Below are 15,421 nucleotides of genomic sequence, written 5' to 3'. Positions count from 1 at the left end.
CATAATGCGGGAAAATGGGGTTGGAATCCAGATGGCTATGGGGTGTTTAGCGCGTAATACGCACGTCAGTCGAGGGATTTAGCCAATTCGGTCAAGGTCAGCGGCATATTGGCGAATGGCTTTTTGGTAGAGGCTGATATCCTGATGGTTTGAGGTTTCAGCCAGCAATATCAATAATGCTGCGACCGCTTCTTTGGTTTCACCCAAATTGTACAGTGTCATGGCACGAAACAAGGTTATCTCTTTTGCTTGTGGAAAACGAACCAACGCCGCGTCAAATGTATTTAATGATTCCTGATATAGCCCCAGCGCCCGGTAAGTGCTACCTAGTCCAAGATAGGCTTCCTGTAGCTCTTTTCCCGCCAAATCATGCTCGATAGCCGCACGATAGAAGGGGATCGCTTGCAACTCTAGCCCTTGCACATCATAAAGAGAGGCAATCTTATACAGCAGGATGGCGTTGTCTGGGTCGCTGCGCAGTAATTTTTGCGCCATTGCCACTGCATCATCGTAACGGCCCAACTCTTTCAGCGAATCAATAGAGTGTTTCATGGTTTTACTCTGCATTATTGCCAATAATGGGTTGTGTCGAAAACGGCATTTACCCCTATATATCTGAGCACGCTACTCCGGAATCACCCAACAGGCAAGTAAAGCGCTCACCGCCAGAGAAACATAGTCAAAAGATCAAATACCATATCTCTGAAGCAGATCTCATTTCCACACTAATTTAAGTGTATCGCAATTTTGACTGTTCAAAAAACAGGCGTATAATTGTTCGCGATAATTAGAGAGGAAGTTATGGTTGATTTTGAGTTAGGTACGTGGAAAGAGTTTATCGATGCGATGCTGCGTAAGGCATAAGCGAATAAACCAGTAGTCGGAGTTGTTATCTTTTATTGTTTTATTGATATATAACCAGGGGCGGGTTATCGTCCGCAGAAAGGCAGAAACGTCATCGTTCCTGCCTTTTTTATTGGTTATCTGTCGCTTTACTCTTAGCCCATTATCGCTAGCTGTTTTGATATTGATAACCCATCCAAGGCACCACAATGTTGCCGCTATTAATAAGAAAAAAACGCTCAAAGCCGGGGATCAACACATTAACGACAGTGCAACCGGAAGCACTTTGATAGAGAATATTAACCAACAGTTGGTAACCCCGCATGTTTAACTCCCGTTCCACTTGTAATAATTGCTCAATGACTGGTGCAGTGGGGCCATCTTCTGGAATATCGACACTATGCAATGTTCTATCCGTCAATAATCCGGGCAGATAGGCTTCACAACTGCGGCGTAGTTTTGGCCACTGTGCTAATCGCCGTAAGTAATGTTTTTGTGTCTCAATGAGGTAAGGAAATCGGGCGACGATAGAATGAAACTGGATCAGTTCTGTTATTGCCCGTGATATGGCGTAATAAGGTGAGAGGGAAGTTCCTGCACCAAATAAATGTACCGCCTGACAGAGCCTATTACCGAAGGCGATGAATGTTCGGCAACCTGTAGATTGGCTGATTTCGAGTACTGTAATGTGATCTGCTATTTCTGCTTCAGCATTTAACCATAAGGAGTGAAGCTCTTCTTGTAGCGAATCAGGGTTAACCAGGCGTAATGAGCGGTTGTTATCTTGATAAAAGTAATTAATCAAAAATTGTGATAAGTCTTCACGTTCAATACTTTCATTGGCGGCATGTAGCGCTGCCTCCTGAAAAGAAGAACCAATAGCTGTACCACTGTTACTGGAATAGCGACGTAATACCTGATAATCGAAACTGTCTCCTTCAAGGGGGGAGTCTGCGTAATCTGGCGTTGAAAAAGCAACTGGGTAATAAATCGACATATCGCCGGTAATATTGCTGTAATGGCGACAAGCAATTTTTGTATTGGGTTGAGTTTCTAGCAGATCTCTAACGAAATCAGTACCACTCAATGTATGTTGCAGTTTATTGGTTTTACATAATGTCATATCACCAAATTTTTGGTAATTAGTTGAAATATAGTGTTCAAATGCTTCATAAAAAGCACCGGTTAGTGCCGCACCATCAATACCTTTACCCACCCCTTGGCTGAGTAAATTATTATTTTGATCATAAATATCACATTTGGTCGTAATGATATGTAGACCAAGGTTTTCTATGTGAGGAGTGATGGCGTTATTCTGAAATTCAGCCAGGATTCGTTTTTTTGCTTCGGCTAATGTAATTTCACGCTCATAAGGTAGTCCCATTAATATATCTCCTGTTAATAATTAATTAAGGAGGCCTAAGCCTCCTTAATTATGCTGCTATTCACTTTCCAGTTCAGCCAACTCCTTTTCTGTTAAACAAGTAAGGTGTTCATTATTTTCGATAGATTCATCCTCATCCACTTTGTTTGGCAATAAGCCGAGAATACCCATAGTTATATCTCCTGACTGTCTTGAGGTTAATGTTATGCTGTGTTTTTATTCCCGTAATATAACGGGAAAAATAAATATGGATGATTATTTTAAATTGGTCAAGATATGGATTAAATATATCTCAACTGTCTTTTTTCTTTATTTTATTTTTAATTAGTGATTAAAATATAATTAATATAGTGGCTTATTATTCTTTGGTTTACTTTAAATAAAAAGGTGACATTAATTACGCATGTCACCTTTTTACGTATTGCCGCAGTTTTACTGAATATCACTATTTTTTGCGCGTGGTGGCCTGCCAGGGAAGCGGCGGCGCACCAAAACAAAGAACAGCGGAACAAAGAAAATAGCCAGCACGGTAGCTGAAATCATCCCGCCCATCACGCCAGTACCTACTGCATGCTGACTGCCAGAGCCTGCTCCTTGACTGATTGCCATAGGCAGTACCCCAAAGATAAATGCCAGTGATGTCATTAGAATGGGTCGCAGCCGTAGACGTGAGGCTTCAAGTGTCGCTTCCACCAAATCTTTGCCTTTATTGTTCAATTCACTGGCAAATTCGACAATCAAAATGGCATTTTTGGCTGATAGCCCAATGATAGTCAGTAATCCGACCTGGAAATAGACGTCATTTTCCAAGCCCCGCATCCAGGTTGCCGCAACCGCTCCAATCACCCCGAGCGGCACCACCAACATCACCGAGAAGGGTATTGACCAGCTTTCATATAACGCCGCCAGACACAAGAACACCACCAACAGTGAAATGGCATAGAGGGCAGGGGCTTGTGAACCGGATAGCCGTTCCTGATAGGACATTCCCGTCCATTCGAGGCCAAATCCATTAGGCAATTGTTTAACTAACCCCTCCATTACATCCATCGCCGTACCGGTACTGACGCCCGGAGCCGCTTCACCAACGATTTCTAAAGCTGAATAGCCGTTATAGCGCTCCAATCGTGGCGAGCCATACTCCCAGCGAGTGGTGGCAAAGGCGGAGAAAGGCACCATGCCACCGCTATTATTACGCACATACCATTTGTTAACGTCTTCCGGCAACATACGCGCCGTGGCTTCAGATTGAACATAGACTTTCTTCACCCGTCCGCGATCAACAAAGTCGTTAACGTAAGTCGAGCCCCACGCCGTTTTTAGCGTGTTGTTAATATCATCTAAGGACACACCCAGTGCTTGTGCTTTGCGCTGATCAATATCTATCTGCAATTGCGGGCTATCATCCAGCCCGTTATGACGCACGCGTGTTAGCGCAGGATCCTGAGATGCCATCTGTAATAATTGGTCGCGAGCTGCCATCAGTTTGTCGTGGCCTAAACCGCCGTGATCTTGTAATTCCATATCAAAACCTGACGAACCGCCTAAACCGGAAATGGCCGGAGGGCTGCTGACGGAGACTTTGGCCTCAGCGATTTTGTTAAATACTTTAGTGGCGCGTTCAATGATGGCAAATGACGAATCATTACTGTCTTTGCGCTGTTCCCAGTCAGACAGTCTGATGAACAGGCGCGCGACGTTTTGGCCATTACCACCGGGGCCTGACCCCACGGTGGAGAACACCGACAGCACATTATTTTTCTCTGCCGTCAGGAAGTAATTCTCGACTTTCTCAACCACTTTGAGTGTCTGCTGCTGAGTTGAACCGACCGGAAGTTGCACCTGAGCCATAAACACGCCACGGTCTTCCAGTGGCAGAAATGAGGTCGGCAACTTGATAAACAGCAGCGCCAGCCCACCCAAAAGCAATAAATACAGCAGCATATAACGCACGCTGTGATGTAAAACCCGCGCTACACCGCGCTCATAGCGGTGAGCATTGCGATCAAACATACGGTTAAACCAGCCAAAGAAGCCGCGTTTGGCATGATGATGCCCCGGTTTGATTGGCTTGAGCATGGTGGCGCAAAGTGCCGGAGTCAAAATCAGCGCCACCAGCACTGAAAGCACCATCGCCGATACGATAGTAATGGAGAACTGGCGGTAAATAGCCCCAGTGGTGCCACCGAAGAAAGCCATCGGAATAAATACCGCCGACAGCACCAGAGCAATCCCCACCAGCGCGCCCTGAATTTGGCTCATGGATTTGCGCGTGGCTTCTCGTGGATCAAGCCCTTCCTCACTCATCACGCGCTCCACGTTTTCCACCACGACAATGGCATCATCGACGAGTAAACCGATGGCTAGCACGATGGCAAACATGGTTAAGGTATTAATACTGAATCCGAATGCTGACAGTATCGCGAAGGTGCCTAATAGCACCACTGGGACGGCAATCGTTGGAATCAGCGTGGCGCGGAAATTTTGTAAGAACAAATACATCACCAGGAAAACCAGTAAAATGGCTTCCAGCAGTGTTTTGACCACGTCTTTGATGGAGGCTTTCACAAAGGGGGTGGTTTCATAAGCAATTTTCGCTTCCAGGCCGTGCGGGAAGAATGGGGTCAGTTCTGCGATACGGGCTTTGACTAATTCATCCGTTTGCAGTTCATTAGCGCCTGATGCCAGTTTGATGCTCATCCCCGAGGCGGGCTGACCATTAAAACGGCTCAGGTAATCATATTTTTCGGCACCCATCTCAATTTTTGCTACATCGCCCAGTGTCACCAGTGAGCCATCTTGATTGACTCGCAGCGTGATTTCCCTGAATTGTTCTGGGGTTTGTAACTGGGATTGGGCATTAATCGTGGCATTGAGTGCCTGATTATCGACCGAAGGTGTTCCCCCCAATTGCCCAACGGCTATCTGGCTGTTTTGTGACTGAATTGCAGTCACAATGTCCTGGGTAGTAAGCTGATAATTATTGAGTTTATTAGGATCAAGCCAAATACGCATCGCATATTGGGAGCCGAAAGCATCAATGCTGCCTACCCCTTCAATGCGGCTTAGAGGATCTTGCAGATTGCTGGCAACATAGTCGGCAATATCTTGTTTATCCATGCTGCCATCAGTGGAAACAAATGCCACCATCATCAGGGTATTATCCCCTGATTTAGACACTGAAACGCCTTGCTGCTGTACATCTTGTGGTAGTTTTTTGATGGCGGACTGCAACTGGTTTTGTACCTGCTGCATCGCTTCGTTAGGATTGGTTCCCGCCTGGAAAGTTAGGGTTATTGATGCACTGCCGGAGTTACTACTTTGCGATGACATATACAGCAGATTATCCAGACCGGTCATACTTTGTTCTATGACCTGCGTGACCGTATTTTCCAGTGTTTGTGCCGAGGCTCCGGGGTAGGATGCACTGATGCGCACATTGGGCGGTGCCAAATTTGGGTACTGCTCAACCGGCAGTGTTGAGATTGCCAATGCGCCAGTCAGACACAAAATTATCGCCAATACCCAAGCAAATATCGGGCGGTCGATGAAAAAATTAGCCATGCAGTGCCAGCCTCTCAAAGTTAACTACAGCAGAATCCACGCTGCACTTTACGCGGGAATGCTTAAGAAAACGTGAAGAAAATAAGGAGAAGCTGTAAAAAACATCGTAAAAATCGAGTTAATTCACCTTGATGGCGAAAATAGTCATATACCCTAAATAATTCGAGTTGTAGGAAGGCGGCAACTGAGCGAGTCCCCGGGAGCTTACATGAGTAAGTGACCGGGGTGAACGAAGGGAGCCAACGCACATGCAGCTTGAAGTATGACAGGTATAAACAGGTGTTTTTTCTGGTATCAGGTAGACTATTGAGTAGCAATCGAACCCAGGAGGATGTTATGGAACTTAATCCAGTTTTTGCACGCCGTCTCTACCTTTGCTGGTTGATAAGTCGGGGAGAATCGTTGAATGTGCCGCGTCTGATGGAATTGACCGGTTGGCCGCGACGGACATTACAAGATGTCTTAAAAGCGCTGCCCGGTTTGGGTGTCACCCTGACGTTTGTACAGGATGGGGTACGCAATAATGCGGGGTATTACAGGCTAGATAGCTGGGGGCCACTGAATAAAAAATGGATAGACGAAAACCATGATTCTATTTTAGCTGCCATTGAATGAAATAATGCCAGCTACCATATAAATAATAAGGCGATAGTTAATATTTTTTATTTTCTAAAAACATTATAGTTGCTGCGACACGCGAGCGAACATTTAGCTTACGTAATAAATTGCGGATATGCACTTTCACGGTTTCTTCTGAAATGTGTAGCTCAAACGCGACTTGTTTATTGGACATTCCACGCGCGACTTCTTGTAGAACATCTAATTCACGCTCGGTTAATTCAGAAAATGGATTAACTTGTTCGTGTCGGGAAGATAAATACTGAGCAACCTCATCACTGAATACTTTTTCACCTTTTGATGCCAGGCGGATATTTTCTAACAATACTTCAGGTTCGCTGTCTTTGAGCAGATAGCCATCCGCACCGGCATCAATCATGGCGTACACATCACTACGTGCATCAGACACGGTCAGAACAATAATTCGAGCATCAATGCCTTCGTTACGTAATGCTTGTAATGTATCCAGTCCAGACATGCCTTTCATATTCAGGTCGAGCAAAATAACATCCGGCTGACAGCGGATCGCTTCGGTAATGGCATCACTGCCGCAATTGGCTTCGGCAACCACATCAAAGCTGCTATCCAGCTCAAGTAACTGTTTGATCCCACGGCGCATGAGGGGATGATCGTCAACGATCATAATGGTGTGACTTTTAGTCATGATAAGTAATGTCCCTGTAACCGATAGCATTAAATGTCTGGCTGTTGAACGTGGATTATTTGGCGGCATTAATTTGGCCGACCATGTTATCCATCATAGTTAGTTGAACCACGCGTTAAGTGTACCTCAAAACTTCGGCCAAATTCATTTAACAGCGGCAGTTTATCTAAAGAATAATGACCAAATTATCATTTCTTTTTGATAGCTATTCTCATTAAACAAATCGTTATATAAAAAAAGTAATAACGCAAATAGATTTAACAGTGAGAAACCACGTAAATAACCACTAAATTAATTGATCTTGCTCAATATCTACCAACGATTAACTCTAAAGAGTAATTATTTTATTACTCATAATTCTGTATTTAATACCTAGACACTGGGGAATTCTCTAATAATACAAATAAGAATTATTATCATTGCTTTGGTGTGACTCACCGAGCTTTAAATGAACACTCTCCCATAAGTACACGCGGGCGCGCCAGTAGATGTTAAGGATATCAGTATGGCTGATTTATCACGGCGTAAATTGCTGACTGGTTTTTGGCAAACAGGTAAACAGCAGCCCTCGGCTATTCGGCCACCTTGGTCGGTTAGCGAAAGTGATTTTATTGCTGGTTGCACCCGTTGCCAAAACTGTGTTGCCGCTTGTGAAACTGGCGTATTGGTTGCTGGCAGTGGCGGATTCCCCGAAATAGATTTTCAGCGTGCCGAGTGCAGTTTCTGTCAGGCCTGTGTGCTGGCGTGTGAAGTGGGGGTTTTTACCTCAACGGAACTGCCTCCGTGGTCATTGAAAATCAACATATCAGACCGCTGTTTACCTTTTCACAATATTGAATGTCGCAGTTGTCAGGATAGTTGTGAAACGCGGGCGATAAAATTCCGTCCGCGTCTGAACGGCATTGCTCAGCCCGAACTAGACCTTCCTGCTTGTACCGGCTGTGGTGCCTGTGTACCCAGTTGCCCCGTCCAGGCAGTAACCCTTACCCGGAGTGAAGATGGACGATAAAGAATGGCATGTCTGTGGATTGGTGATACAAGCCAAACCTGCGCGAATAGCGCCACTTATCGACAGCCTGCTGGCGATTCCGGGCACAGAAATACCCACCAGTGATACCGCTCTGGGTAAATTGGTGGTGGTTATGCAGGCAGCGCGCTCAGACGTGCTCCTGAATTATATTGAGTCAGCACGCAATCTGGATGGTGTGCTGGCTGTATCGCTGGTTTATCACCAGCAGGATCAGCAAGGTGAGGAAATGCCATGAAACTCAGTCGCCGGGATTTTATGAAGGCCAATGCCGCAGTTGCTGCGGCAGCCGCAGCCGGATTGACCATACCCACTGTCGCCAAGGCAGTCGTGGGTGAGACAACAAACGCAATCAAATGGGATAAAGCGCCTTGCCGATTCTGTGGTACTGGCTGCGGTGTTTTGGTCGGCACGCAAAATGGCCGTATCGTGGCATCTCAAGGTGATCCGGATTCACCGGTCAATCGTGGGTTGAACTGCGTGAAAGGCTATTTCCTGCCTAAAATCATGTACGGCAAAGATCGTCTGACCCAGCCGCTGCTGCGGATGAAAGACGGTCAGTATGATAAAGAAGGTGATTTCACTCCGATCAGTTGGGAGAAAGCCTTTGATATCATGGAACTGAAATTCAAAAATGCATTAAAAGAAAAAGGCCCGACTGCTGTAGGCATGTTTGGTTCCGGCCAGTGGACGGTGTGGGAGGGTTACGCGGCGTCTAAACTGCTGAAAGCCGGTTTCCGCTCCAACAATCTGGATCCCAATGCGCGTCATTGCATGGCTTCTTCCGTGGTGGGCTTTATGCGTACCTTCGGTATGGATGAGCCAATGGGCTGTTATGACGATATTGAAGAAGCAGATGCCTTTGTGCTCTGGGGATCCAATATGGCGGAAATGCACCCTATCTTGTGGTCACGCATGACCAGCCGTCGCCTGACGAATGAGCATGTCAGAATTGCAGTGCTGTCTACTTTTGAACATCGCAGCTTTGAACTGGCGGATAACCCGATCGTCTTTACCCCACAGACCGATCTGGTGATTATGAATTACATCGCCAACTACATTATTCAAAATAATGCCGTTGATCAGGGCTTTCTGGACCGCCATGTGAACTTCCGCCGTGGTGCAACGGATATTGGCTATGGTCTACGGCCAACACATCCACTGGAAAAAGCGGCCAAAAACCCCGGTAGTGATGCATCAGAACCGATGAGTTTTGATGATTTTAAAGCCTTTGTTGCTGAATATACGCTGGAAAAAACCGCCAAAATGAGCGGTGTGCCGGAAGATCAATTAGAGTCACTGGCGCAGTTGTATGCTGATCCGAAAGTGAAACTGGTGTCTTACTGGACGATGGGTTTTAACCAGCATACTCGTGGTGTTTGGGCCAATAACATGTGCTACAACCTGCACCTGTTAACCGGCAAGATTTCTAAACCGGGTTCCGGGCCTTTCTCTCTGACCGGCCAGCCTTCCGCTTGTGGTACAGCCCGTGAAGTGGGGACATTCTCTCACCGCCTGCCTGCCGATATGGTGGTCACGAACGAAAAACATCGCCAAATTGCCGAAACCAAATGGCAACTGCCAGCGGGTACGATTCCGGAAAAAGTGGGTTTACATGCCGTAGCGCAAGATCGTGCGCTGAAAGATGGCACGCTTAATGCCTACTGGGTGATGTGTAACAACAACATGCAGGCCGGGCCAAATATCAATGAAGAGCGCATGCCAGGTTGGCGTGATCCGCGTAACTTTATTGTAGTTTCAGACCCTTATCCCACTATCAGTGCCTTAGCCGCTGACCTTATCTTACCGACCGCGATGTGGGTCGAGAAAGAGGGGGCTTACGGCAATGCTGAGCGCCGTACCCAGTTCTGGCGTCAACAAGTGCCTGCTCCGGGTGAAGCGAAATCTGACTTATGGCAGATCGTTGAGTTTGCCAAGCGTTTCAAAGTTGAAGAAGTGTGGCCTGATGAGCTGATTAACAAGAAACCGGAATATCGCGGTAAGACGCTGTATGACGTGCTGTTTGCCAACAATGTGGTGAATAAATACCCACTGAGCGAAATTCCTGCTGACCAATTGAATGATGAAGCGCGTGATTTCGGTTTCTACATTCAAAAAGGGCTGTTTGAAGAGTATGCCGATTTTGGCCGTGGTCATGGTCACGACTTAGCGCCGTTCGATCGCTACCATCAGGAACGCGGCCTGCGCTGGCCGGTGGTGAATGGTAAAGAAACACTGTGGCGTTACCGTGAAGGTTTTGATCCCTTCGTGCCAAAAGGTGAGGACGTGCGTTTCTATGGCAAACCGGATGGTAAGGCCGTGATATTTGCATTGCCTTATGAACCGGCGGCGGAAAGTCCGGATCAGGAATATGACCTGTGGCTCTCCACTGGCCGTGTACTGGAGCATTGGCATACCGGCTCCATGACCCGCCGAGTGCCTGAATTACATCGTGCTTTCCCTGAAGCGGTACTTTTCATTCACCCATTGGATGCTAAAGCCCGTGGTTTACGGCGCGGTGACAAAGTGAAAGTGATTTCACGCCGTGGCGAAGTGATTTCGCTGGTGGAAACCCGTGGTCGTAACCGTCCGCCACAAGGGCTGGTGTACATGCCGTTCTTTGATGCTGCGCAGTTGGTGAATAACCTGACATTGGATGCTACCGATCCGTTATCCAAAGAAACTGACTTCAAGAAATGTGCAGTCAAATTGGCTCGGGTTGTTGCGTAGTCCAGAAGATAGCGCGTAGTTCAGAAGATAGCGCGCAGTTCAGGAAGAGCGGTGTTCTCAGGAGAAAATAATGAATAACACGATGTTTCACGCATTCAATCGCCGGGTAATATCAGTGATATCGCTACTGGCGGTATTGCTGATAGCCGGTGTCGTCAATGCTGCCAGCAATGTCGAGATGGATTTAAGTCAATCACCTGAAGTCTCTGCTACGGCAGAAGGTAAGGTGAAAATGCCCAAACAGCAACAGCGGATGGCGCTGAACTATGTTAACCAACCACCGCTGATCCCACATAGTGTAGATGGCTATCAAATCAGCAAAAACACCAACCGTTGCCTGCAATGTCATGGCGTTGAACATTATCGTACTACGGGTGCGCCGCGTGTTAGCCCAACCCACTTTATTGACCGCGATGGCAAGGTATCGAGTGAAGTATCCCCACGTCGCTACTTCTGCTTGCAATGCCATGTGCCACAAACTGATGCAGCACCGATTGTCGGTAATAGCTTCCAGCCAGCACCTGGCTTTGGTCAATAAGCGAGATGGCTATTGTGAGAATAAACAATGAATGAAACTAAAAAGCCCGGCATGATCAAACGAATATGGCAATGGTGGCGTCGGCCAAGCCGGCTGGCGCTTGGCACGTTACTGCTAATTGGCTTTGTCAGTGGCATCATTTTCTGGGGCGGTTTTAATACCGGCATGGAAATGGCGAATACTGAAAAATTCTGTATTAGCTGCCATGAAATGAAAGACAACGTTTATCAGGAATATATGGGAACCATCCACTACAGCAACCGCAGTGGTGTGAAGGCAACCTGCCCGGATTGCCATGTACCCCATGAGTGGGGACCGAAAATGTTGCGTAAAATCAAAGCCAGTAAAGAGCTGTATGCCAAGACCTTTGGTTTGATTGATACGCCACAGAAGTTTGAGGCTCATCGCTTGACGATGGCGGAAAACGAGTGGGCGCGGATGAAAGCCAATGGTTCGCAAGAGTGCCGCAACTGCCATAATTTCGATAATATGGACTTTACTGCTCAGAAAACGGTGGCGGCGAAAATGCACAGTAAAGCGATTGAAGAAGGCAAAACCTGTATTGATTGCCACAAAGGTATCGCCCATAAGTTGCCGGATATGAAGGATGTGCCTACTGGTTTCTGATAGCAACGTTCCCAATATCTCATCTTAAATGCTCCGTTATCGGGGCATTTTTATTGCGCCTGTTCCTATTGCAAATGAACAAAGACTAGCGTTAGCTAATTAAATAAAATTCTAGGATGTTTTGGGGATTAAAGAAGGTCTTATGTCAGTCAAAATTGAAAATATTCGCAGTGAATTGTTATCTAAAAACTGGTTCAAGCTCCACAAGTACACCTTTGATTTAATAGATGATAATGGAACGTCAGTACAACAGATTCGTGAAGTGTATGACCGAGGAAATGGCGCGACTATTTTGTTGTATAACCGCTCCAATGGCACCGTCTTGCTGATTAACCAATTTCGAATGCCCACCTATGTCAACGGCAATACCGACGGCATGTTGCTGGAAACTTGTGCCGGTTTGCTGGATAACGACTCGCCGGAAGAGTGTATTCGCCGTGAAGCCATGGAGGAAACCGGTTATCGGGTTGATAACGTACAGAAGCTATTTGAAGCCTATATGTCACCGGGGGGCGTAACTGAAGTTATCCATTTCTTTGCTGCGGAATATCATGTGGCTCAAAAAGTGACTGATGATGTCGGCGTTGAAGATGAAGTTATCGAGGTGGTTGAGTTACCTTTCACTGAAGCCATTGCCATGATCGCGGATGGCCGAATTAAAGATGGTAAGACCATCATGCTGTTACAATATGCACAAATCCACAATTTATTAGGTTAGTATTCCTTTTTCAGCGTTCAGATCTATTTTTATTGCCGTGATTTCGCGGCACTTAACTCCCCAATTGTTAATTATTCCCCGCTGATTGATCAGTATACCCGTCATACTTCATACTTCATACTTCATACTTCATACTTCAAACTGCATGTGCGTTGGCTGCTTTCGCTCACCCGAATCATTGACTGGCGTCAACTCATCGGGATTTACTCAATTGCCGCCTTCCTGCAACTCGAATTATCTAGGGTATAAATTATGCTGTTGATATAAAAATGTTATGCAGAGTATGTCCTGCTTCATAGATTGTGATAATTCACTCACTATACTGGTTCCCTACCACCTCAAAGAATAAAAGCAAAGGGAACCTACAATGGACGAACAATTGAAACAGAGTGCGCTTGATTTTCACCAATATCCTACTCCGGGGAAAATTCAGGTATCACCGACCAAACCGCTGGCGACCCAACGGGATTTGGCACTGGCTTATTCTCCAGGTGTTGCTGCTCCGTGTCTGGAAATTGCGGCTGATCCACTGGCTGCCTATAAATATACGGCGCGCGGCAACCTGGTCGCCGTTATTTCAAACGGCACTGCGGTGCTGGGGTTGGGCAATATTGGCGCATTAGCGGGTAAACCGGTCATGGAGGGGAAGGGGGTTCTGTTTAAGAAATTCTCCGGCATTGATGTGTTTGATATTGAAGTAGATGAACACGATCCCGATAAACTGATCGACATTATTGCTTCACTAGAGCCGACATTTGGCGGCATTAATCTGGAAGATATCAAAGCACCTGAGTGTTTTTATATTGAGCAGAAATTGCGTGCGCGCATGAAGATCCCAGTGTTCCATGATGACCAACATGGCACTGCGATTATCTGTACCGCAGCGGTGCTCAACGGCTTGCGTGTCGTGAAAAAAGATATCAGCGATGTGAAGCTGGTGGTTTCTGGGGCTGGTGCTGCATCCATAGCCTGTCTGAACTTGCTTGTTGCACTGGGATTAAAGCATCACAACATTACGGTATGTGATTCCAAAGGTGTGATTTATAAAGGCCGCGAAGCCAACATGGAAGGAACTAAAGCGGCTTACGCGATTGAAGATAACGGGCAGCGCACGCTAGGTGATGCCATTCCTAATGCGGATATCTTCCTCGGCTGCTCCGGCCCCGGTGTCCTCACGCAAGATATGGTGAAAACCATGGCCCCCAGCCCGCTGATTTTGGCGCTGGCGAACCCCGAACCTGAAATCCTGCCGCCACTGGCAAAAGCCGTGCGCCCTGATGCGATTATCTGCACCGGCCGTTCGGACTACCCGAATCAAGTGAATAACGTGCTGTGCTTCCCGTTCATTTTCCGTGGCGCATTAGATGTGGGCGCGACCACCATTAATGAAGAGATGAAACTGGCTTGTGTACACGCGATTGCTGACCTGGCACTGGCTGAACAGAGCGATGTGGTGGCATCAGCCTACGGTGAACAAGACCTTTCCTTTGGCCCTGAATACATTATTCCTAAACCATTCGACCCGCGTTTGATTGTGAAAATAGCACCGGCGGTGGCGAAAGCGGCAATGGATTCCGGTGTGGCAACCCGTCCAATCACTGACTTTAGTGCTTATATCGAAAAACTGACGGAATTTGTCTACAAAACCAATCTGTTTATGAAGCCGATTTTCTCGCAAGCGAAAAAAGAGATAAAGCGGGTAGTCTTGGCAGAAGGGGAAGAAGAGCGAGTATTGCATGCGACTCAAGAACTTGTTTCTCAAGGATTGGCCTATCCTATCTTGATTGGCCGCCCAAGCGTGATTGAGACTCGGCTGAAGAAGTTAGGCCTGCAAATTACGGCGGGGAAAGACTTCGAAGTGGTCAATAATGAGTCTGACCCACGCTTTAATGAATATTGGCATGAATACTATCAAATCATGAAGCGCCGTGGTGTCTCACAGGAACAGGCGCGTCGTGCAGTGATTGGCAACCCGACCCTGATTGGCTCCATTATGGTTCATCGGGGGGAAGCCGATGCGATGATTTGCGGCACCATTGGCACTTATCATGAGCATTATGATGTGGTTGAGAAAGTCTTTGGTTTCCGAGAAGGGGCGCATGTAGCGGGCGCGATGAATGCGCTGTTGCTGCCAACTGGCAATACGTTTATCGCCGACACTTACGTCAATGATGACCCGACACCGGAGCAATTGGCTGAGATTACTTTGATGGCGGCTGAAACGGTACGCCGTTTTGGTATTGAGCCCAAAGTGGCACTGTTATCTCACTCGAGTTTTGGTACATCGGATTGCCCGGCCGCGCGCAAAATGCGCCGTACACTCGAGTTGGTGAATCAGATGGCACCTGAACTGGAGATTGACGGTGAAATGCACGGTGACGCCGCGCTGGTGGAAAGTATCCGCCATAACCTGATGCCGGATAGTCCATTGAAGGGATCTGCTAACGTACTGATTATGCCGAATATGGAAGCGGCGCGAATCAGTTATAACTTGTTGCGAGTGACCACTTCTGAGGGCGTAACCGTTGGGCCGGTGCTGATGGGGGTGGCAAAACCGGTTCATATTCTAACGCCGATTGCTTCTGTGCGCCGAATCGTAAATATGGTGGCGTTAGCGGTAGTAGAAGCGCAAACCCAGCCATTGTAGTTTCTGGTGTTATAACCAGGCGAAGCGGGGGAACTATATTAGTTCCCCCTGCTAGACTGAA

12 protein-coding genes are annotated in these 15,421 nt (G+C 47.0%); 8 read left to right on the top strand and 4 right to left on the bottom strand.

What is annotated here, in order from left to right; all coding sequences use genetic code 11:
- Positions 1-78 precede the first annotated feature (78 nt).
- From FTB31_RS05060 to acrD, 3 genes are all read right to left on the bottom strand, one after another.
- Entirely contained in the window at positions 79-552 is a 474-nt protein-coding gene (locus FTB31_RS05060) for a tetratricopeptide repeat protein (RefSeq protein ID WP_050076294.1), read from the bottom strand.
- 460 nt (positions 553-1,012) lie between these two features.
- A complete protein-coding gene (locus tag FTB31_RS05055; RefSeq protein ID WP_050076293.1) occupies positions 1,013-2,227 on the bottom strand; it encodes a YcaO-like family protein in 1,215 nt (404 codons plus the stop codon).
- Positions 2,228-2,659: 432 nt separating this feature from the next.
- Positions 2,660-5,791, bottom strand: a complete 3,132-nt coding sequence (gene acrD, locus FTB31_RS05050; protein WP_050076291.1) for a multidrug efflux RND transporter permease AcrD — start codon at positions 5,789-5,791, stop codon at positions 2,660-2,662.
- 336 nt (positions 5,792-6,127) lie between these two features.
- On the opposite strand from acrD, the gene FTB31_RS05045 reads away from it, so the two are divergent.
- A complete protein-coding gene (locus FTB31_RS05045; protein WP_050076290.1) occupies positions 6,128-6,406 on the top strand; it encodes a winged helix-turn-helix domain-containing protein in 279 nt (92 codons plus the stop codon).
- Positions 6,407-6,443: 37 nt separating this feature from the next.
- Here the strand turns inward: FTB31_RS05045 and FTB31_RS05040 are convergent, their stop codons facing one another.
- Entirely contained in the window at positions 6,444-7,073 is a 630-nt protein-coding gene (locus FTB31_RS05040) for a response regulator (protein WP_050076289.1), read from the bottom strand.
- A gap of 505 nt (positions 7,074-7,578) precedes the next feature.
- On the opposite strand from FTB31_RS05040, the gene napF reads away from it, so the two are divergent.
- The 7 genes from napF (at position 7,579) to maeB (ending at position 15,360) form a co-directional block, all read left to right on the top strand.
- Complete coding sequence (gene napF / locus FTB31_RS05035) at positions 7,579-8,082, top strand: ferredoxin-type protein NapF (protein WP_077294465.1); 504 nt, start codon at positions 7,579-7,581, stop codon at positions 8,080-8,082.
- The gene (gene napD, locus FTB31_RS05030; RefSeq protein WP_019081761.1) at positions 8,072-8,338 is read left to right on the top strand and encodes a chaperone NapD; all 267 of its coding nucleotides are present in this window, start codon (positions 8,072-8,074) and stop codon (positions 8,336-8,338) included. Before napF ends, napD begins: the two co-directional genes overlap by 11 nt.
- Positions 8,335-10,830: a nitrate reductase catalytic subunit NapA gene (napA, locus tag FTB31_RS05025; protein ID WP_019083673.1), complete on the top strand. Its 2,496-nt coding sequence runs from the start codon at positions 8,335-8,337 to the stop codon at positions 10,828-10,830. The genes napD and napA overlap by 4 nt, the downstream gene beginning before the upstream one ends.
- Positions 10,831-10,900: 70 nt before the next feature.
- Positions 10,901-11,368 carry a nitrate reductase cytochrome c-type subunit gene (gene napB / locus FTB31_RS05020; RefSeq protein ID WP_050076285.1) on the top strand — a complete coding sequence of 156 codons (468 nt, stop codon included), beginning with the start codon at positions 10,901-10,903 and terminating at the stop codon, positions 11,366-11,368.
- 27 nt (positions 11,369-11,395) lie between these two features.
- Positions 11,396-11,995, top strand: coding sequence for a cytochrome c-type protein NapC (gene napC, locus FTB31_RS05015; protein WP_050076284.1), 600 nt, complete (start codon positions 11,396-11,398; stop codon positions 11,993-11,995).
- Between the two features lie 142 nt (positions 11,996-12,137).
- Positions 12,138-12,713, top strand: coding sequence for a GDP-mannose pyrophosphatase NudK (nudK, locus tag FTB31_RS05010; RefSeq protein WP_050076282.1), 576 nt, complete (start codon positions 12,138-12,140; stop codon positions 12,711-12,713).
- Between the two features lie 367 nt (positions 12,714-13,080).
- On the top strand, positions 13,081-15,360 hold the full coding sequence (gene maeB / locus FTB31_RS05005) for an NADP-dependent oxaloacetate-decarboxylating malate dehydrogenase (protein WP_050076281.1): 2,280 nt from the start codon (positions 13,081-13,083) through the stop codon (positions 15,358-15,360).
- The last annotated feature ends 61 nt before the right edge of the window (positions 15,361-15,421 follow it).

The sequence above is a fragment of the Yersinia proxima genome, assembly GCF_902170785.1.
GTDB lineage: Bacteria > Pseudomonadota > Gammaproteobacteria > Enterobacterales > Enterobacteriaceae > Yersinia > Yersinia proxima.
This window is presented reverse-complemented; position numbering and strand designations above follow the sequence as displayed.